Source organism: Halostagnicola bangensis (assembly GCF_054653435.1).
On record NZ_BAAIGG010000002.1, the window covers coordinates 510,913 to 531,259 of the forward strand.

At 57.7% G+C, this 20,347-nt stretch carries 19 protein-coding genes and 1 pseudogene; 12 read left to right on the forward strand and 8 right to left on the reverse strand.

Going from position 1 to position 20,347, the window contains the following annotated elements; translation table 11 throughout:
- Positions 1–268 precede the first annotated feature (268 nt).
- The 3 genes from ACYQ14_RS04185 (at position 269) to ACYQ14_RS04195 (ending at position 1,468) form a co-directional block, all read left to right on the forward strand.
- Positions 269–691, forward strand: a complete 423-nt coding sequence (locus ACYQ14_RS04185) for an SRA domain-containing endonuclease (protein ID WP_459885087.1) — start codon at positions 269–271, stop codon at positions 689–691.
- 187 nt (positions 692–878) lie between these two features.
- A complete protein-coding gene (locus ACYQ14_RS04190) occupies positions 879–1,076 on the forward strand; it encodes a DUF7557 family protein (protein ID WP_459885089.1) in 198 nt (65 codons plus the stop codon).
- A complete protein-coding gene (locus ACYQ14_RS04195) occupies positions 1,073–1,468 on the forward strand; it encodes a PIN domain-containing protein (RefSeq protein ID WP_459885091.1) in 396 nt (131 codons plus the stop codon). The genes ACYQ14_RS04190 and ACYQ14_RS04195 overlap by 4 nt, the downstream gene beginning before the upstream one ends.
- Before the next feature lie 574 nt (positions 1,469–2,042).
- Here ACYQ14_RS04195 and ACYQ14_RS04200 read toward each other — a convergent pair.
- Complete coding sequence (locus ACYQ14_RS04200) at positions 2,043–2,543, reverse strand: hypothetical protein (protein ID WP_459885093.1); 501 nt, start codon at positions 2,541–2,543, stop codon at positions 2,043–2,045.
- Positions 2,544–3,246: 703 nt separating this feature from the next.
- Between ACYQ14_RS04200 and ACYQ14_RS04205 the strand changes: the two genes are divergently transcribed.
- On the forward strand, positions 3,247–3,801 hold the full coding sequence (locus ACYQ14_RS04205; RefSeq protein ID WP_459885095.1) for a hypothetical protein: 555 nt from the start codon (positions 3,247–3,249) through the stop codon (positions 3,799–3,801).
- A gap of 468 nt (positions 3,802–4,269) precedes the next feature.
- On the opposite strand, the gene ACYQ14_RS04210 is transcribed toward ACYQ14_RS04205, so the two are convergent.
- Complete coding sequence (locus ACYQ14_RS04210; protein WP_459885097.1) at positions 4,270–4,617, reverse strand: hypothetical protein; 348 nt, start codon at positions 4,615–4,617, stop codon at positions 4,270–4,272.
- A gap of 1,383 nt (positions 4,618–6,000) precedes the next feature.
- Between ACYQ14_RS04210 and ACYQ14_RS04215 the strand changes: the two genes are divergently transcribed.
- The 8 genes and pseudogenes from ACYQ14_RS04215 (at position 6,001) to ACYQ14_RS04250 (ending at position 16,096) form a co-directional block, all read left to right on the forward strand.
- Complete coding sequence (locus ACYQ14_RS04215; RefSeq protein ID WP_459885099.1) at positions 6,001–8,565, forward strand: efflux RND transporter permease subunit; 2,565 nt, start codon at positions 6,001–6,003, stop codon at positions 8,563–8,565.
- Between the two features lie 209 nt (positions 8,566–8,774).
- Positions 8,775–10,907 (forward strand): annotated as a pseudogene (locus ACYQ14_RS04220) (type II/IV secretion system ATPase subunit); the annotation flags it as partial.
- A gap of 11 nt (positions 10,908–10,918) precedes the next feature.
- Positions 10,919–12,844 (forward strand): type II secretion system F family protein, encoded by a 1,926-nt coding sequence (locus ACYQ14_RS04225; protein WP_459885101.1) that lies wholly within the window; start codon positions 10,919–10,921, stop codon positions 12,842–12,844.
- 1 nt (position 12,845) lies between these two features.
- Positions 12,846–13,343 carry a DUF7287 family protein gene (locus ACYQ14_RS04230; protein ID WP_459885103.1) on the forward strand — a complete coding sequence of 166 codons (498 nt, stop codon included), beginning with the start codon at positions 12,846–12,848 and terminating at the stop codon, positions 13,341–13,343.
- Between the two features lie 50 nt (positions 13,344–13,393).
- Entirely contained in the window at positions 13,394–13,984 is a 591-nt protein-coding gene (locus tag ACYQ14_RS04235) for a DUF7288 family protein (RefSeq protein WP_459885105.1), read from the forward strand.
- Positions 13,981–14,844, forward strand: a complete 864-nt coding sequence (locus ACYQ14_RS04240) for a DUF7261 family protein (protein ID WP_459885107.1) — start codon at positions 13,981–13,983, stop codon at positions 14,842–14,844. The genes ACYQ14_RS04235 and ACYQ14_RS04240 overlap by 4 nt, the downstream gene beginning before the upstream one ends.
- Positions 14,841–15,329 (forward strand): DUF7266 family protein, encoded by a 489-nt coding sequence (locus ACYQ14_RS04245; RefSeq protein WP_459885109.1) that lies wholly within the window; start codon positions 14,841–14,843, stop codon positions 15,327–15,329. Before ACYQ14_RS04240 ends, ACYQ14_RS04245 begins: the two co-directional genes overlap by 4 nt.
- Positions 15,326–16,096 (forward strand): DUF7289 family protein, encoded by a 771-nt coding sequence (locus ACYQ14_RS04250; RefSeq protein WP_459885111.1) that lies wholly within the window; start codon positions 15,326–15,328, stop codon positions 16,094–16,096. Before ACYQ14_RS04245 ends, ACYQ14_RS04250 begins: the two co-directional genes overlap by 4 nt.
- A 99-nt stretch (positions 16,097–16,195) precedes the next feature.
- Here the strand turns inward: ACYQ14_RS04250 and ACYQ14_RS04255 are convergent, their stop codons facing one another.
- From ACYQ14_RS04255 to ACYQ14_RS04280, 6 genes are all read right to left on the reverse strand, one after another.
- Complete coding sequence (locus ACYQ14_RS04255) at positions 16,196–17,008, reverse strand: CheR family methyltransferase (protein WP_459885113.1); 813 nt, start codon at positions 17,006–17,008, stop codon at positions 16,196–16,198.
- On the reverse strand, positions 17,005–17,520 hold the full coding sequence (locus tag ACYQ14_RS04260) for a chemotaxis protein CheD (RefSeq protein WP_459885115.1): 516 nt from the start codon (positions 17,518–17,520) through the stop codon (positions 17,005–17,007). The genes ACYQ14_RS04255 and ACYQ14_RS04260 overlap by 4 nt, the downstream gene beginning before the upstream one ends.
- A 127-nt stretch (positions 17,521–17,647) precedes the next feature.
- Entirely contained in the window at positions 17,648–18,421 is a 774-nt protein-coding gene (locus ACYQ14_RS04265) for a DUF5803 family protein (RefSeq protein WP_459885117.1), read from the reverse strand.
- A gap of 6 nt (positions 18,422–18,427) precedes the next feature.
- Positions 18,428–19,117, reverse strand: a complete 690-nt coding sequence (locus ACYQ14_RS04270) for a DUF2110 family protein (protein WP_459885119.1) — start codon at positions 19,115–19,117, stop codon at positions 18,428–18,430.
- Complete coding sequence (locus ACYQ14_RS04275) at positions 19,117–19,635, reverse strand: transcription factor (RefSeq protein WP_459885121.1); 519 nt, start codon at positions 19,633–19,635, stop codon at positions 19,117–19,119. The genes ACYQ14_RS04270 and ACYQ14_RS04275 overlap by 1 nt, the downstream gene beginning before the upstream one ends.
- Positions 19,636–19,740: 105 nt before the next feature.
- Positions 19,741–20,289 (reverse strand): tRNA (cytidine(56)-2'-O)-methyltransferase, encoded by a 549-nt coding sequence (locus tag ACYQ14_RS04280; RefSeq protein ID WP_459885123.1) that lies wholly within the window; start codon positions 20,287–20,289, stop codon positions 19,741–19,743.
- Positions 20,290–20,347: the final 58 nt, after the last annotated feature.

Genomic DNA, 20,347 nt, shown 5'->3' on the forward strand with positions numbered 1-20,347 from the left:
CTCTCGTTGAGTTCACTGCTTTCTGCGCTGTCACCCAATTGGCCAGACAGCGGCATGTCTTCATGAATCACCGAGCTGGGTTTGGTGATTTTCATCGCAAAACCGACAATCGCGTCTGAGTGATTTGAACCCGTCTCCGCTGTACCCCTTGAGCCATGCGCCGGTTTCACGCAGAGAGTTGCGCTGGATGATATTATCAATTCTCTCCTCTCTCGGCCTCATCGGATAGACAAGCAAATTGATACCACTGGGATGTAGTGGTAGGAACATGCGCATATCTCCCGAGGAAATTACAGTCGGTGGTCATTACGAAAAAGACGAAATCGAGGAAGCCTACGATACTGGCTTTGGATATCAAATCTCTGGCATTAATCCTCGGCGAGACAGTCAAGACAGACGCTATGTGCTGGTGTTCGCCAACGAGGATGGCCCGTATGATGACTCGGTAACGCAGGGTAGATTCGAGTACATTGGAGAAGGTCTCTCGGGAGACCAAAGTGAATCCTCCCCGGGGAACTCAGTTTTAATTGATACTGTGTCTTCAGGAGTCCCGGTCCACTTCTTCTATCAGGATTCCGGTAATGGTGAGTGGGAGTATCAGGGATTAGTTGATGTCCTCGACTATCGGTTCGAGGAGCAAGATGGTCGGCAGATCTTGGTGTTCGAAATGGAACACCAAGAGAGGAACTGAGGACAGTTACTTCCCGTCGAGGAAATCCCGCTGAAGATTTTGTGAGGTCACCCATGCTCGGTCGTCAACAGCGACCCCCGACCGTAGTCCTCATTTTGTCTGAGGTAACCTACACCTCACTACTCGAGCGCTCTTGACTAGCTCTGACGGCGAAACATCTATGCCGATGAATTCATAATGAATTCATATGAGCCGAACATCGATTCCGGTCGATTCAACCACCAAAGAACGGTTAGATCAGTTGAAGCGAGATGACGAGACGTGGGATGAGTTCTTAGAGCGGGCCACCGCTACTGAAGAGCCAATTCAAGCCGGGACGTGGTCGGACGATCAAGCAGAACAGGCAAAGGAGTCTATCAGGAACTCTCGAGAGAACTGGCGATGACGTTCCTCGATAGTTCGACGATTATCGAATACCTTCGGGGTAACCAGACCGTCATCGAGCATCTCGACAAACGGCAACCCTGGTGGACGTCGACAATTTGCGTTTTCGAGATCCTGAACGGCCCGACAGGGTCCCCGGATTTCGACCCGATCGAAGAACGCCAGAAGTTCAGCGGTGTCGAGGCACTCGAGTTCAACGAACAACTTGCGCTGGAAGCCTCACGATTACAGGACAAGGCAATCAAGGATGGGAGCGAGTTATCACACCGGGACGCGATGATTGCCGCTACTGCCCGATCGACCGGTGACGAATACGTGGTTGCAGATAGCGACTTCGAAATTCGACCGCTCGAGGACGTGATGGAGATCACGAATCTCCACAACAACGTCTGAGCTGCTTACGGTAGCTTCGAAATCGTATTTGGTCGAGAAGTTACGGAATACCCGTTCTCGAGGCCGAGAGCGCAGTAGTGGACTTCTTCGCTGTCTCGTAGGGTCACTTGTATCGAACCGACCGAACGGCTCTAGCAGAGCGCTCGAGGGGCGAGCCCGTTGCCAGGATGCCGTCTCGCCGTCGCGTTGCTCGAGGAAATCGAGTTGTTCGACATCAGTCGGCTGTGTGAACGCGCTCATCGTTGGTAGTCCACCTCCATAGTGGGATATGGGCAGTTTTCACAGCCAGTTCGGGGGATGGCGCCATCGACGTCTTGGTTCGTATCCGACCGCTGCAGTGTGGACAGTATCGGGTCATACTCAGAACCCTCCGCTGTACTGCGGTTGACCGTGGCGTAGTTCACCAATTGCCCGTCCACCATCTTCGTGAGCAACGCGAGCAAACGCTCGGGAGACGAAGTCTCCCGTTGAGTTCATTTCCTTCACGTTGCTTTCGCTCGTTCATTCTTCGTCGTTGAATGCTTCGGATTGTTTTCCATCTTTTCGGAGTCTCTGTTCTGGCCGTAGTGGCGAATCAGTCACAAACTTCTTCTTCAACTTCTTTCTTTATAATAATACTAATATCCCACTCACCAGAGTTGATTATCGCTTCATTTTCGAAGGTAACGTAGTGCCTGCCGTCGTCTGACGCAGCAAACTCTCGCGAAATATGTTCTTCAGGACCAATATCGGCAATAGTTGCACCAGACGGGTCTTCTATCGAGACAGCAGGGCGTGCCTCGCCACCAGTCTGCCGGGCGGTGACTTCGATTTCATCATCCATCTCAAGATCCAATCGGTATAATCCTCGCTCGCCTGCAGAATAACTTTCCCACTCATCTACGAGTTTCTCTTCTTCTACGGTCGTCTCCATTCTACAGTTTTCTTCGTTGCCATCATCACTTCCACTTCCGGCTCCTCCATCACCTGAGGTTCCGTCTTCTGAACTCAGATCATCAATGCAACCAGCGAGGGCAACAGTACTAGCTACTCCAATCGACGATATAACAGCACGTTTCATCACCTTTCTAGACATACTTAGGAGAAAACACTAACCTCTAACCGATAAACATGTTGGCTATTCAGACAAAACCCACTCTTGTACGCTCGCGCAATTGTACCCTCTAGCGGATGACTCCTGCAGGTTGGTCCGAGAACCGTCTCGAGGTCGTTCCATCCAATTATAAACGAGTTGAGATCTACGTCTGTGGACGCGAGCGTAGCCTCTCAAGTTCGATAGAGGTCGTGAGAGCCGGGCTAAGACTATCCGATGTCCTTGGCCTCATCGTGAGTCAATCGACGGCACTTCGAGTCCACTGGTGAAGTGAACGAGTGCTCGAAATCTCGACGAGCGATGTACTCGAGTTTTGGGCAATCAGCTGCGAGATCTGACAGTAATCCGTCCCAACTTGGTCCGGAAATGTATCTTTTTGAGAGTCCCGAACCGACAAATAAGATCGGTTGAACAGGTTTTGAACCGACTGTTTCACGAATATCCTCAGTAATCTCTGTCCTATATTTCTCAAGATTTTCCATATATCTTTAATTTACCCCATATTAATAAGACTTTCCTGACAGCTAGAGGGGTCCTCAAACTTCAGTTTTCTCCCAACAGAACATGACGGGTTAGGTTAATTAGGTACGAACAGGCCCGAGGTCTGTATAAAGTGTCCTCAAAGACCGGGTTCTCGGACACCACTTCACCAATGCTTTTCTAGAAATAGATTATTAATCGGAATATGGTATCAGCAGCCGTTTTGACAATCGTTGCTTCCGTGATTGGATTCACGGTTGCAGGGCTATTCAACGTGTATAGTACATATAGGATGGCAAAGGCGCAAAAAGAACAGCTTACGATCAGAATGCAAGAAGAGAATGAACGGCATCGATCTGATTATTTTCTTCAAAGGAAGGTTGACGCGCTGATGGAATTCTACTCTATTGTAGAAAAAACTCGACATCATTACAAAAGGCAAGCTGACAGGGTGGGTTACGATGAATTATCTAAAGAGGACTATTTAGAGGTAATAGATTACTTTGACGAGTTCCGAGTAGCGAAGGATAAAGCCATGATATTCTTAGACAGCGATCAACAAAATACAATCCTTGAATTATACGATCTCCTATATGATGTGAATTACAATTTAGATCAAGGAGTGAAAAACCCCAACTCAGCTGAAAGATATGATTTTCAAGATCACGGATTATCCGAATTCAACGATCGCTTCGATTCTGTAGAAGACGTGTTGCAAGCTGAAATAAAGAAACCGATTGATGCCATTGAGGATAACTAAGCCACGGTCTCAATTCGGATAGTCACTGGTGCCAATAACCAATATTTCCCATGTCTCTTCATCTGTCCGTGTCACCCGTACTGGTTGATCCTTCACGTGTCCATCTTCATCAACCAATCAAGCGCCCGAAGCTCGCTCTTCGGGAGCACAACACCGCCCGACGTTCTACCAGCTTGAACCAACTGCCGGATCGTCATGTCTACATTTGTAACAGGTACTGAATCTGTTTAAACATAGGGCTCACCAGTACGAGACTATGATATTCCTGATCGCTATCTCTATTCTCAATCCCCCTCGAGTATCGATTTCGAAGACCCTTCACTTAGAGAGAAGAGTGTTGACAACGTCTATCATGGTCTGCACCCGGTCGGCTTCGCGAGGTTGTCCGTTGATCTGGATTCAAATGCCCGCTAAACAGACCTCGAGCCACCTTCCACCCAACCAAAAAACATCCTCGAGCACCCCCAACTACTCGAGCAAATCCCCTCGAACCCGACACCCGCAGGGATACGCATTGTGGTACTCTGGAACGAGTTGGACGACCGCAGTAACCGGAAGTCCACACTCGGGGCATTCGGGGTGAGACGACAGTTCCTCGTCGGTCACCCGAACGCCGAGATTCGTCACAACGAGCGAAACCCCGCGAACCTCGAGACGGACCTCAACCTTCTCGCCACCAGATTGAATTAACCGCGCCAGCGCCTCGGGATCGAACTCGCTGGCGAGCTGGTAGGAGTCTCGAGGGACGCCCTGTTTCTCGAGAGTTCGGACGATGTCCACGACCAGGTCAGTCGTCGGCGGGGTCATCGCTTGCACTCACCTCTGGACCCGTGAGCCGTGCTTAGCTGTACTCGACTTCGATTCGTCTGTCGGACGGGATGTTTAAGCCCGCGGAGAAGCAATCCGAACATGGTTGACAAACCCTCCCGGGTTTGGAAGCCACGTCTCGGGTGTCATCACCACCCGGGGCATTTCAATACGAACGCCCCCTTCCGTGGAGTTTTGGCTTCCATTTGACAGCACGTCCTGTATTGTCATATAACTACTGTTTTCGTTGAGGAATAATGTGTTCTCGTCTTTATTGTCGCGTTCATCCGACAGACTGTCACAGTCAGCGAAAGACAGTCACAGTTACCGAAAGAAGGGGGCGCGAAGCGGCTACTGCCACAGCGCGGTGTCCGTGTAGTCTGCGAACCGTCCGATTCGATAGCGTTACGAAAAATCAAGAACGTGCGTAATGGAGATCTGCGTCGGGTTTTGAGATTATTTCCAAGGGACGAGCCGCTATATGTGCAATGTGCAAGGTGGATGAGAGCTTTCGCTGGGAAGCAATTTTTCCCAGATGCAAACCATCGGACTGCGATGTTGACTCTTGATTATGTGTTGGGGGAAAACGAAATAGAGACCCCAAATTGGCCGGGAGAGCATGTTGTTGAATCCGTTAGACAGTCAAAATTCTTGATCGCCGACAAAACGTATGTGACCTTCGATACCCTTTGGGAAAAGGACGAGCTATATCTTGTTTGGCGTCGTCACTTTGTTCAGTATTGGGTGTCCATAGATAATTAGTCTTCAACTTGAACTTCGCCCATTGCGACATAGGCATCGTGACTTTCACGTTCTTTTTCGTCCATCTTCTGTTGAACTTTTTTACTCATCTGCGTACCTCCAATTGGCGGAGAGACCAAGACTATCTGGCCATAGCCCGCCTCTTTACAGGTCGACTATATTGCGCATATATTTAAAATGTTGCCATTATCTCGGGAGTAGTTCGTACAACAAAACGAAGATTCATCGTCGAGCGGTAGACGAAGTCTCATAGAATACTTCGGTTCCCAACCTTTCATATCGCTACGTTCGGATAGTCGTTTGACGCAATTACCGATTCGATCTACTGTAACTATGTACCGGCGAAACTGCGAAGAGCTATCACGGAGTATCCTGCTCGAGAGTACCGACGCGAGGGTGGGACAGACCTCGAGCAACATGACTCCAAATCAAACGTCTATTCTCGAGAGATGTTCACTGCTCGAAGAGCAAAGCTCAGGTACCTTCGAGTAAAGCCTCTCGAGACTTCATCTCGAGCAGTTCCACCCCTCAACCGAGTCTCCGAGCGGACGAATCTATATCAGCGCTCGAGACCAAACTTTCCCAATGCGAATTCTGGCCGCCCACGTCGGCGCGGGGGAACGCTGAGCAATGAAGGGGACCCTCGCGGAGCGGTACGCTCGAGTCATCACCGAGCACAGCCGAGTGGTCGTCGCCCTCCTGCTCGTCGTCACCGCCCTCGTCGCGGCCGGAGCGGCCGTCGGCGAGACGGAGGATGCAGGGATCGGCGAGTTCGAGACCGATTCGGAAGAAATCGAAGCGCTCGAGGAGATCGAAGCAACCTACGGCACGGACGACGCCGTCGTCACCCAAATCGTGATACGCGAGGGTGACGGCGACGTGCTCACTCGAGACTCGTTGCTCGATGGCCTCGAGTTACAACAGGAGATCCGAGACGACCCAGACGTAGACGCCACGCTCGAGGAGGACCCGTTCCTCGCACTCGAGAATCTCGTCGCGACGGGCGCAGTGTTCGAGGACCGCGCCGCTGAGGCGAACGGCCAGCCCGACACGTCCGAACCCACGCTCGAGGAGCAGATCGATGCCCTCGAGTCACGATCGGACGAGGAGGTCGAAGAACTGCTCGCGGACGTGCTCGATCCCGATGCGGAGCGGGGCGGCGAGGACGCCTACGAGTTCCTGCCGACGGCGTACGAACCGGGCGAGACCGAGGCGGAGTCCCGAATCGCGTTCGCCTTCCAGCTCGACGAAACTGGTCCTGACGAGGAACCCCAGGCCACCTACGACGCGCAGGTGACGATCGACTCGCTGGTCGACGACCGGTTCGACGACGCCTTCGTCTTCGGACAGGGCGTCACCGACGAAGCGTCCTCGAGCGCCGTCGGCGACAGTTTCGCGATCATCACCCCCTTCGCGCTCGTGCTCGTCCTGTTCGTCCTCGGGATAACCTACCGCGACGTGGTCGACGTGGGAATCGGCCTCATCGGGATTGCCATGGTGCTCGCCTGGCTCGCCGGGATCATGGGCTGGCTCGAGATCCCGATGAGTCAACTGCTGATTGCGGTGCCGTTCCTGTTGATCGGACTGGCCATCGACTACTCGCTCCACGTCGTGATGCGATACCGGGAGGCTCGAGCCGGGTTGTTAGACTCGGAACCAGAAGGGGACGGCGACCGGATCGGCCCCAAAATCGGGATGGGGATCGGGCTCGCGGGCGTCTCACTCGCGCTCGCGGCCGCGACGTTTTCGACCGGCGTCGGCTTTCTCTCGAACGTCGTCAGTCCGCTTCCGGCGATTCGGGACTTCGCGATCCTGAGCGCCGGCGGAATCTTCGCGACCTTCGTCGTGTTCGCGATGTTCGTTCCGGCGTTGAAAGTCGAAGTCGACGGCATCCTCGAGAACCGATTCGATCGCGACCGCGTCAGGGAGCCGTTCGGGATGGGCGGCGGGCTCGTTACCCGCGGGCTCGGCGGTGCCGTCGCGGTCGCCCGTCGAGCGCCGTTGGCCGTCATCGCCGTCGCGTTCTTGCTCGCGGTCGGCGGTGCCTACGGCGCGACCGGCATCGACACGGAGTTCAACGAGGCGGATTTCCTGCCCCAGGACGCACCGGAGTGGACCAACTCCTTACCGGGGCCGTTAGAACCGGACACGTACACGATTGCCGACGACGTCGAATACCTCAGTGACAACTTCCGAGAGCGTGGCGAGGATACACAGACCCAAATACTGATACGCGGCGACGTGACCGATCCGGCGACGCTTCCGTCCATCGACGACGCATCCGCTGAGGCGAACACGAGCGGGACCGTTCTCGAGAATCCGGACGGGGACGCCGCGATCGACGGGCCCCAGACGGCCATCCGCGAGATCGCGGCAGAAAACGAAACCGTCGCGGCGGCGCTCGAGGAACGCGATACGTCCGGAAACGACCTTCCCGACGAGGACGTGGACGGGTTCTACGATCTCCTCTTCGATGCCGACGAGGATCGAGCGAGCGAGGTACTCTATCGGACGGACGACGGCGAGTACGAAACGAGCCGGTTGATCATCGACGTGCGCGGTGACGCGGCCGCACAGGATGTTGCGGACGACACGAACGGCGTCGCGACATTGATCGAGACCGGCGGGCCGGTGACTGCGACGGCCGCTGGCGGTCCCGTAACGACGGCGGTCGTCCAGGACGCGTTGCTCGAGACGCTCGTCCAGGCGTTCGCGGTCACGCTCGTCGTAATTCTGACGTTCCTGACGGGGCTCTACTGGGTTCGACACCGCTCGCTCACATTAGGGGCTGTCACGCTCGCGCCGGTCGTCGCCGCGCTGGCCTGGTTGCTCGGAACGATGGCGGTACTCGAGGTGCCGTTCAACAGCGAAACGGCGGTAATCACGAGTCTCGCGATCGGACTCGGCGTCGACTACAGCATTCACGTCGGCGAACGGTTCGTCGCAGAACGCGACGCCCGAGACTCCCTCGACGACGCGCTCGTCGCGACGATCACCGGAACCGGCGGGGCCCTCCTCGGAAGCGCGGCGACGACGGCCGCCGGATTCGGGGTCCTCGCGCTCGCGCTCGCGCCGCCGCTCCAGCGGTTCGGGCTGGTCACCGGCCTGAGTATCGTCTTCGCGTTCCTCGCATGTCTCACGGTGCTTCCGTGCCTGCTCGTCGTCCGCGAGCGGGTTCTCGAGCGGGTCGGGTGACTGATAGGGTCGGTTGGAACTGTTTACCGATCAGTCGCCAGAGGGAGTGGCGACTGGCCGGAAATGACTGACAACCGACCCTATGACATGGGCACAGAACTACCGGGTCGGCGGGACGCTGACGAATGGGTTTTTGAGTGATAGGGAGGCGAACCCCGTTCATGACTATCGACGGCGACGACTGGTCGGGTTCGTCCCTCGATTCAGAAGAGCCGAAACGCATGCAGGAGACGCTTTCCACCGCCGGTACGATCGCTACGACGCTCTCTGCCGTCGTCGAGACCCGAACGGTAACCGTCCAAGACGACATCGGCGAGGAGACGTTCTTTTCGACGGACGATGGAGTGACGACGGTCACGAACCGATACGACCTCGAGAAGGCCGTCCCGCTCAAGCGAAAGACACAGTTCCGGGAAGTCGATCGATACTGGGTGAACGAACCCTACGCGTTCGTCAGCATCTTCCACTCGACGACCGAAAACGAGCTGAAATACTTCCTGATCGAACCGCACCTGAACGACCTCGAGGCAGACGTTCGGGAGTTCCTCGCCGAAAAGCTCCGGACGACGATCAAGTACGCTGACGAGGAGGGCAAACAACGGACGGAAAGGCGGGACGTCATCGAGCGGGAAACCGGACGACTGCTTGAGCGATACGATCTGCTCGAGAAGACGAACGGCCGGAACGGAGGCGGTCTCCTCGAGACGATCCGGGCGCTGTTTCGGGGTGAGCGAGCCGATCGAAGCCGCCGAGACGAGCGAGAGACGGACCAACCGGATGGCACACGCGAACTTCGGGGAATCGAAGCGCGTCCGGAGCCATCAGTTCTCGCGGCCGATCGAGAAACGCTCAGCGAGTACCAGATCGAGAAGCTCCGCTACCGGCTGAATCGGGACTTCGTCGGCTACGAGCGCATCGACGGGATCAAACGCGATCCCAACGTCGAGGACATCTCCGTCGCCGGCTACAACGCTCCGGTGTTCGTCTACCACGCGGAACACGAACAGCTCATTTCGAACGTCCGCCACGGCGAATCGGAACTCGACGACTTCGTCGTCAAACTCGCCCAACGGTCCGGAAACGGGATCAGCAGGCGACGACCGCAAGTCGACGCCACGCTCCCCGACGGCTCGCGGGCGCAACTGACGCTCGGCTCGGAGGTTTCGGATCACGGAACGAACTACACGATCCGGCAGTTCACCGACGTTCCGTTCACTCCGATCGATCTCGTCAACTGGAACACGTTCAGCCTCGAGGAGATGGCGTTCCTCTGGCTGGCCGTCGAGAACGGAAAGAGCCTGCTCCTGGCCGGCGGAACGGCATCCGGGAAGACGACGAGCCTGAACGCCGTCTCCCTGTTTATCCCCTCGAGTTCGAAAATCGTCTCGATCGAGGACACGCGGGAGATTACGCTCCCGCAACGAAACTGGATCGCGAGTACGACCCGGCCCTCGATCGCGACTGATTCTGCGGGCGCGATCGACGAATTCGACCTGCTCGAGGCGACGCTCCGTCAACGCCCGGACTACATTTTGATGGGCGAAGTCCGCGGCGAGGAAGGACGAACGCTGTTTCAGGTCATGTCGACGGGCCACACTACCTGTACGACCTTCCACGCCGACTCCGTCGACGAGGTCCTCAAGCGGTTTACGACGACGCCGATCGACGTCTCGAAGACGATGGTTACCGCGCTGGATCTGGTATCGGTCCAGACCCAGACTCGAGTGCAGGGGCGGACCGTTCGACGGAACAGGGGAATCACAGAGATCAACCACTACGACGCAGAGAACGACGAAATCAACGTTCGAGACGTCTATCAGTGGCGGGCGGCGACCGACGATCATCGAAAGATCGGCGACTCGAACACCCTCGAGGAGATTCGCTTCGATCGCGGCTGGAGCCGAGAACGACTCGAGAACGAGCTGTTCGAGCGACGGGTCGTACTCGCGTACCTGATCGAGAACGGATTAAACGCCTACGCGGAAGTCGCCGCAACTGTGCAGGCGTATACGACCGATTCGGACCGCGTCCTCGCTCTGCTGGCGAACGGTCGCCTCGAGGAGGGACTCGAAGAACTTCGCGAAATGGAGAGCGTGCTGATCGACGGGAATTCGGCGGCGGATGACCTCGTTTCTCGTCCAGAGCCGTCCGCGGCGACGGAAAGGCGCTCGAAGAGCGTTCTTGCTCGCGCTGACGACACGATATTCGAGGACTATCGCACTGAAAACGTGCGAGCGACGGCGAGACACCCGTCCAAACCCGACGGTCCGGCCCCTTCCGATGCTGAGTCCCTCTCCAGTCTCGAAGCTGATTCTCGCCCCGAACTGTCACTTCAAGCGGATGGTGGCGATCCATGAGATTCGAGGGAACCCCGGCTGTCGGAAAACGAGCGGTGAGTCTCACGACGCTCGAGACGAAACTCGAGCGGGCCGGAATAGCTGAGGCCGCAGAGGGCTATCTCGCTCGCGCTGGCGTCGTTGGATTCGTCGTCGGCTTCATCAGCCTGTTGCTCGGAGTGGGGCTCGGCTCCACGCTGGTCGAGACGAGCACTGCCCTGGGAGCTTCCGTCGCAGTTGCCGGAACGGGGCTCCTGTTCGGAACGGCCGGCGCAATACTCGGCTTTGGTTCGATTATTGTCCGCCCGTACGCACGAGCGACCGCCAGAAAGCGCGAGATCAACATGCTCCTTCCCGACGCCGTTTCGTTTATGTACGCGCTGTCGGTCGGCGGCCTCGGTCACCTCGAGCTTCTCGAGGCGGTCGCCGACGCGGAGGACGCCTACGGCGAAGTCGCAGTGGAGTTCCAACGCGTTCTGCGGGACGTGGAGTACGTCGGGTCCGATTATCGAAGTGCGATCCGAACCCAGGCACACGAAACACCGAGCGACGAACTGTCCCAGTTCTTGCTGGATCTGCTCTCGACTATCAACAGCGGCGGTGACATGGAGCGGTTCCTCGAGGAGAAATCGGAACGCCACGCCCAGACCGCCAAACAACAACAGGAACGAACGCTCGACACGCTGGAACTGGTCGGCGAACTGTATATGACGCTCTCGCTGTTCCCGCTCTTGCTGGTGATCGTCGTCGTCGTGATGCAACTGCTTCCGAACGCGGCTGTGACGGGCCAACTGCTCTATCTGACCGTGTACGGACTACTTCCGGCGATCGGAATCGCGTTCCTCGTGCTCATCTCGACGATCAAACGGGACGAGTGCGGTGACGGAGTCCTCGAGTTCGCACGTTCCTATCGGCAAAGCGAGACGACGCCCAAAGAGGGGCTTTCGGATTCGGACCCCGCCGAACGGTTCGTCGGCCGTTACCGGATTTTCACTCGGATAACGCACCGAGAGCGCGCGTACAAGAGATGGACCCTTCTCGCGGAGCCACACGCGTTCTTTCGCGAGCGCCCACTCGCTACGCTCGCGGTGACCATCCCGGCATCGCTTCTCGTTGTCGGAGGGGCGACGGTAATCGGCATCAGTGGGCTTCCCTGGGGCGGTAGTGCCGCTGATCCGATACGGGCGACGGTCGTTTGCCTGTATGTTCCGCTGTATCTCGTTTTGACTCCACTCGCGGCGTTCTACGAGTGGAACGTCTCACAGCGTACTGCGGTCCTCGACACGTTTTCGGAAGACCTCCGAAAGCTCTCGAGTACAAACGATACGGGGCAACCGCTCCTCGCGTCGCTCCGATCGGTTTCCCAGACGGCCGACGGAAGACTGGCTACCGAGTTCGAAGCGATGCATACCAAGGTTGCCTACGGGAGGCGTCTGGACCAGGCGCTCGTCGAGTTCGCAAACAGCTATCAGCTCCCGAGGCTGGCCAGAACGACGCGGCTCATCACCGAAGCGCAAAAAGCGACGAATCACATCACGCCCGTGTTACGGACGGCCGCAACGGCGAGTGAGAACCACGACGAACTCGAGCGAGAGCGACGGTCGCGAACCCGAATGCAGGTCGCCATCATCGTCATGACGTTTCTGACAGTCCTCGCCGTTATCGCGGTCTTGCAAACGCAGTTCGTCGAGACGATGTCGGGGCTCGGGACCGAAACGGCCACCGGTAGCGGCGGCGCTTCCGGCCAACTGACGAACGTCGATTCCAGTTCTCGTATCGATGCCGGCACGCTTTCGGCGTTGTTCTTTCACGCGGTAACCTTCCAGGCGATTCTTTCGGGATTCATCTGTGGATACCTTCGGAACGCGGACCTGTTGAGCGGAGCGAAGTACGTGATCGCGCTTTCGACTATCGCGCTCGTCGGCTGGGCGGTGGTGATTTGAGATGATAAAAACACGATCACACTGGGTTTCGAGCGGTGACGTGGATCGGGGCCAGACCGCACAGGATTTTGCCATCGGGATCGGGATATTCCTGCTGGCGGTTGCGTTCGCGTTCGCGACGGTCCCCTCGCTCGTCGGACCGGATGCCGTAGAGAGCGACAGCGCCGCATATGCTCAGGCCGACCGCGTCGCGACGGCAATCGTCGACGACCTCGAGACCGGCGAGAACCCGAACGAACTAGACGGAGACCGACTCGAGAACGAGTACGATACCGAAGGGTTTCCGGAGCGGTTCGGGCTTCGAACGGTCGACGGAGCGTCGCTCGAGTCGGTGACGATTTCTCTTGAGACGCTCGACCGAGAAACCAGCCTCCTGACGTGGGGAGACGCCGATGTGGATGATCACTCCGCAGTCACGGTCGAGCGCCTCGTTTCCGTAGACGGTATCAACGAGTGTCAGTCCGCCTGCCGGCTCACCGTGGGGGTTGGGAACCGATGAGTCCCCGTTTGCTTTCCCTCCCGTGGCGGGCGATCACCTCGATCAGCCGTATGAACGAGCCTCGAACACTCGATCGCTCTGGCAGTGATCGCGCGCAGGCGTACACGCTTGAGGGATTCGTCGGAGCCGCAATCGTTCTCGGTGTGGTCCTTGTGGCCCTTCACTCGGGACCGCTCGCGGCGGTTATGGAGGAGTCAGGCGAACGTGATCGTCAAAACCAGCTCCAACAGGAAACACAGGATGCGCTCGTCGTCGCAGCCGCTGCGGACGGGAGACCGGGCGACGAAGATATGGGAACCCTTTCGGCGTTCGTTCGTGCATGGGACGGCACCCAGTTCTCGAGTGATGAACTCGAAAGCTACGTTCTCGGAGAGGTACTGGCCGACCAGTTCGGAGAATCTCCGAGGGATCTGGAGTACCTGATCTCGTTCACTTTCGAGAACGAAAACGGGTCGGTCAGCCAGGAGACGGTGTATGCGACCTCCGACGAAGAGCCGGACACAAACGCAGTCGCCGCGAATTACGTGGTAACTGTCTTTGGGGACCAGGAGGAGGCCGACGACTTCGGTCTCCGTTCTTCGATCAGTCCTCCAGGTGAATCGGTCGGCACCGTGATCGGCGTGGAGGTGACCGTCTGGTGACTCGCTCTCGAGACCGCGGGCAGTTACTCCTCGTCGGTTCCGTCGCAATCGCATTCGTCCTCCTCGGATTGGTCCTCACCTTCAACGGGATGGTGTACACGGAGACCGCTTCCTCGAGCGCAGAAAGTCGGGACCGCGGCGCGATGCAGGCGACGGAACACGGGATCGTCGACGGTGTTCAACACATCGTAGAAGCCGCGTGGAACGAAGACGAGTTCGAATTTGAAGCGGACATAGAGCGAGCGGTAGCCGAGTACGTCGAACAGTATCGACGGATGAACGCCGCCGGTGGAACGGCAGTCGTCAGTGCGGAACTAGCTATCGTCGAAGACGAAGGCGAAATTCGGCGGTTCAGTGGCGAACGGATCGGAGCCGACGGAGAGCTTCTGTTCGAGGGAGAGTTTTCGAAATTCGACATCGAAACGGCAACAGATACCGTAACTCAGGAAATCGCGATTACGGCCGTTCCGCTTGAGGGGGATCCAGTGGAGCTCTCGCTCGCCCCGACCGGTGACGGAGCGATATCGGTTGGAACGGCCGATGGAAACGCCTGTACGGTCGAGACAAGCAACGCCGAACTCGATCTCGTAACCGGCGACGACGGTGTCGACGAAGAGAACTCGGGCGACTGTGAGTACGACGTTCTCGAGAGCGAGAGGGCCTACGAGTCCGTCACCGTCGATCCAACGAACGACGCGGTGCTCGAATCGTACGATGTCGTTACGAGCGGTTCGGATACGCGAGTCCAAAACGCCGAGTCAACCGGCGTCGAGTTCGCCGAGCTGACGCTTCAGTACGACTCGAGCGACGTCACGACCGAACGCACCCACGCGATTTACGGGTTCGGTGAGGGGCCGTGATCGCGTTCCGTCGCGACTGCCGTGCGGTTTCGATCGCACTAACGCACGCCCTGACACTCGGAATAACGACGATACTCGTCGGTGCTCTGCTACTCGGTGGTGGAACGTTCCTCGAGGCCGAGACCGACCGAACCGTAGCCGACTCGCTCGAGACGACGGGCGAGCGCCTCGCAACCGAAGTCACTCGCGCTGACGGCCTGGGATCTACCGACGGAGCGACCGAGGAGGTCACACTCTCCGTGGAGTATCCGGATACCGTCGCCAACTCGCGGTATAGAGTCGGACTCGTCAACGACTGTCACAAAATCGATGTCGCGCTGTCGGCGAGCGAACACTGTCTCGAACTCACCGCGACCCGCATCGACGAGTCGGTGTACGTCCCACTCGGAGAGTTGGATGCAGACGTCGATACAAAAGGCTCGGTTCGAGGCGGGGCGATCTCGGTCGTTCACGATGGTGATCAACTTGGGTTCGAAAACCCATGAAACGGACCCGAAACGAGCGGAGCGGGCGACGCGACGAACGCGCGGTCACCGAACTCGTTAGTTTTGTCCTCGTCTTCGCAACGATCGTTCTCAGCGTTGCCGTGGTGTCCATCGTCGGCTTTCAGGCGATACAGATCGAGCAAGAGCACGAACAGTTCCACCTCGCTGAACGGGCAGTAGACGATCTTTCGAATGATTTCAACGATATCCTTCGAATCGACGGTGTGAGCCAGCGAGACAACGAGTTAGCAGTTAGTGGTCGGACTATCGCTCCGGGCGAACCGGGACCGCGGCTGGAGGTCGCCCTCGACCACGCGGGTGGGACTGACACTGAGTCGTGGCGCCTCGGCTCGTTCGTCTACGGGGATGATTCCCACGCGGTCGCGTATGAGGGCGGGGGCGTGTTTCGAACGAGCGAAACCGGCGAACGGACGAGTCTCGCGGAGCCGCGGGTACGGTGTGAGGATGAGACTGCAATCGTTTCGGTCATAAAGATCGAGGAAGACAACCGTTCCGTCCAGTCGAACGGGGTCGTTTCAGTTACTGCGACGGAAACGGAGTCGTATCGAGAGACGTTTTTCGACGTCAATTCGCTCGAGATCGACGTCGAAACTGCACGCTCGTCCGACCGCGGCTGGGAACGCGCCTTTGACGGATGGACTGAAACCGGCGATGGCTGGACGTGTACCGGATCGGAGGGTGCGGTTGTCGACAGCCTCTCCGTTCACGTCGTGACGATCGACATCGACTACGCTACGTCGGTCTGAATCCGTTGCCAGGCCGCGTGGTCAGTGAAAGCGCCGCGCTCTCGAGGTTGAATGGAGACGTTTCTACAGTCCGGTCCCAAAAACGACGTATAATGCCCTTCACGAGGAGTTCGGTTGATTCTGATACACTCGGAGACGGGAATCGTGAACCGAGAACGCGGACTGTACTCTCGAGGAAATCGTCTCCGATTTACCGATAACGAGGTATCCCTCCGGCCGGAGCGACCGTTCGATGGTCTCGAGCATCGGCGTTTTGTACTCGCTGTCGATGTAGATGAACAGGTTCCGGCAGGTCGCGAGGTCGAAGTCGGATTTGGGTTCGTCGTTTATGAGGTCGTGGCGTTCGAAGGTAACGGTCCGTTTGATCGAATCGGTTACTTCGTAGGTTCGCCCGTCTTGCTCGACATAGTTCGAATAGTCCTCCAGAAACTCGAGTTGCTCGGCCAAATCGACCGTTCGGAGTTCCTCGTAGGCTCCCTCTCGAGCGGTCTCGAGTGCGGGTTCGCTGATATCGGTCGCGAGGATTTCCACCGCGGACTCGTCGATCCCAGGATCGTCGTGTGCGAGCATCGCTAGTGAATACGGTTCGCGTCCGTCCGCACAGGCCGCACTCCAGACGCGTACGGTTCCTCGAGTCTCCGATAGCTCTCGGAGGACGGCACGGATCCCCTCCCAGACGTCGGGATTTCGAAAGAAGCCGGTAACGTTGATGCTCATCGACTCGAGCAGGGCGACCTGTTCATCGGGCGTCGCTCGGAGGTGGGCCAAATACTCCTCGTACGTCTCGGAATCGGTCCGTCGCATTCGAGACGTGATTCGTCGATCCAGATAACTGTCGTTGTAGTGACTCGTCGCGAAGGCGAGTTCGGTTTCGACGTACTCGAGTAGTGTTTCGAACGTATCCGTCGTCATAGCGTTTGGTCTTCGTGTTCGTCATCCGCAGTCTCAATGACGAGTTCGCCCGTCTCGAGGGAGAACTCGACGGTTCGTCCGTGATTTCCGCCGACATCTTCGGCGACGAGCGGGACGTCGAGCGTCTCGAGTTCCGCCTTCGCCGTGGCGATGTTCCGTTGGCCAACGCTGTCTCCGAGACGCTTGAACTCGAACATATCGCTGCCGCCGGCTATTTTGGCCTCGAGAGCCGACCGAGAACCGCCGGCCTCGATCGTTCGTCGGCGCAGCGCTCGTACCGCCGTGTCGGCGTACTTCCCCGGTTTGTCACTGGTCGTCGTCGTCTCCGTACTGTCGGGTAACATCGCGTGTGCTAACCCACCAACCGCTCGTTCGGGATCGTAGAGTGCGATCGCAAGACAGGACCCCAACCCGTAGGATTTGAAGATATCGTTTCCGGTACCGACGAGAGCATCGGAAATGCGCACCTGTCGTGGAACGGGTGCGTTCGGCTCAGAATTGGGCTGGTTCATCTGTAGCCTCCGATCGGTTGAAACCGCTTGTAATGTTCTCCGCTGCGATATAGTCACTTGTGCGTACCCGTTCAAGTACTCTTCCCTCGAAAACGAAACGGAAGCTGGCGATCGGGTCGGACGATAACTACCGGGGCCCTGGCGGCGAATCGTCGTCCGATTCGTCCCCGCCTTCGACGTCGAGGCCCATCCGCTTTCGACGTTCCTCTAATTCCTTGACCTGACGGTAGTAGTAGGCGACACCAGCGCCGCCGACGACCACGACGACGCCGATCAATCCGAGAAACAGCGGCACGTCTCGCGTATTGTAGTACCGCAACGAGATTGCGCTCTCTGCATTGTCCCACGTCAGTTGCTCCTGATCGTCGACAGTCTCTCGGTCGTAACCGCTCGGACTAACGCCCCCTAACAGGAAGTTCGAGGTGCTGTGTCCCTCGGGAATGGTTACCTCGTAGCTTCCTTCCATATACATGCCTAGCTGGAACGATTTGGAGGTCGAATCGCCCGAAAACGCGAGCGTTCCGTTTCCGTCCGGCACCCTAATATCGGTACTCGCACTCTCCTGTTCGATATCGAGTTCCGAGCCCGTTAGCTCGGTTCCGTTCTCATGCCAGTATCGAACGGCGTGGACGTCCACGGCCTGGTCACTGTAGAGGGTTGATTCGGACAGCGACAGCTCCTCGGTTCCGTTCAGATCGTAGACGGCACGATACTCGCCGCCACCGATCAGGCTCGCGCCTTCGACGTCGATTGCGACGTCGGCGTTACTCTCTTTTAAGTCCTCGTAGTCTTGCTCGCGGTCGAGTTCCTCGTCGGAGATGCCTCCGAAGAACATCGAACAGCCCGCAAGCGTCGCAAGCAGACCGACGGCGACGATGCCGAGAACGAGACGTCGGTTCATGACGGGTTAAGGGACGACACACCGGAGCTCTGCCGGTAGATACTCACCAATACTCGAGAGCAGACCCGGAGGATCGGTATCCTCCGGACAAATGACACTCTGCTCGAGCAAGCCGAGTCGTTCGACAGTGATGTAATCCTGTGCGTGGCCGGCGCGATTGAGCGTCGCCCGAACTTCGGCGCGGGTTGCGCTGTTGACGTTCAGCCGACCGTCGCCGCGGCTCCACTCGTAGAGCCGGTCGCGTTCTGCCTCGGCCAGACGAGAGGGCTCTGCATCTTCGTCGCCGAACTCGCCGCCGTAGACGAACCGCAGCGGCATGTGCTGGACGAGTCCGTAGCGTTCGCGGATCTGCGTCGGTGAACCGGGACCGAGATCGAACTCCTCGGCCGGGATCCGAACCGCTTGGCCGGCGTCGAGGATGAAGCCGTCTTCGTCCCACGAATCTAGCGTTCCGACGTACGTTTCACCGGCCTCGAGATCGGGGACGATCTCGCCGAACTCCTCGCGGAGGACGTTTCGCGCGACGACTGCGTCCTCGCCCTCGATCGTTACCGAGGGGAAATCGTCGTGGCGCACGCCGACCTCGAATTCGACCTCGAGGTCGCCGATTTCGTTGTTCACTAGGGATCGGAGCGAATCCGTCGCTCGCTCGCGTGCATCACCGCTGACGTAGAGTTTCGTTGCAAGTACAACCATCAGGCGTCGATATTAAGTTCGTCTTCGAGGGCGGCGAGACGATCGTCCATAGCGTTTACGAGTCGGTCATTGTCCATCGACTCGACTGGCGAGCCACATTCGGGACATTCGAAGCCGAAGTCCATCGCTTCGCCGAACTCGAAGCGGATCGAACAGATCTCGCAGAGATAGAATTCGTGGTTTCGTTCGTACTCCTGACGGCCCTCGAGGGCGTCGTGGAGACGGTGCATCTCTTCTTCTAAGTTCTCCGGGATGTTGTCGTACTGGAACGTCCAGAGGTAGGTCAGCCAGCCCGAATCCTCGTCTCGAAGACGACGGTAGGTCGCCAGATCGTTCTCGTACAGGATAAACAGCGCCCGACGGACGTCGTTGAGCTCGAGATCTAAATCTTCTGCGAGCTCCTCGTCGGTCACTTCCCCGTCCGGCGGTGCCGCCGCGACGGGCATCCCCGTTGGGCCGACCAGCTCGTGTAAGTACTTCTGGATGACTGGATCCTCGAGCAACTCCTCAAAAGCCATTAGCTACCCCTAATAGTATGCGACCATTAAGTCTTTTGAGCGACGACGCAGTCCTTGGTCGAACGGTTGTCGTGGTTCGATCCGGTACCTGATCGTTCTCGAGAATCACTCGTCGTCGACTGGTTCGACCCGCTTTCCGGTTTCCTTCGGAATGACCCGACGATCGGCCCCTTTCCATTCCCGATCGAACTCGCGTCCCTCGAAAAGCCTGTCAAGAAAGACCGCCAGCCCGGCGACCTCCGAGTGGGGCTGATTAGTGACGCCGACGTTCCAGTCGGCGGCTTCGTAGACGTCGAAGGAGACTTTCTCGGAGCCGACGACGATCAATAGCGGCGTTTCGTGTTCGTCGTGTGAGGTTCGAATCTCGTCCTCGACGGATTCGACCCGCTCGCCGTACATCGTCAGGTGGACGACCGAGCCGTCCCAGTTCCGGATGATCGCATTCGGCGAATCGGTCAGTTCGAAGTCGAAGGGGCCGCCGAATCGGTCCGTGATATCCGCGACGGTCTCGAGTGACTGTCCGGCGTTATCGGGAAAAATCACGCGGTCGGCACCCAGTGCGCGCGCTGTCAATCCGACGTGTGTCGTCATCCGTTCGTCGCGCCCGGGTCGGTGACCGAGACGGAGAACGGCGACTTCGGGCGAGCCATCCATGGACGGCACTTGTGGCGTCGAATATATGTGGATTCGGATTAGAAAGCGCTGGCTCGAG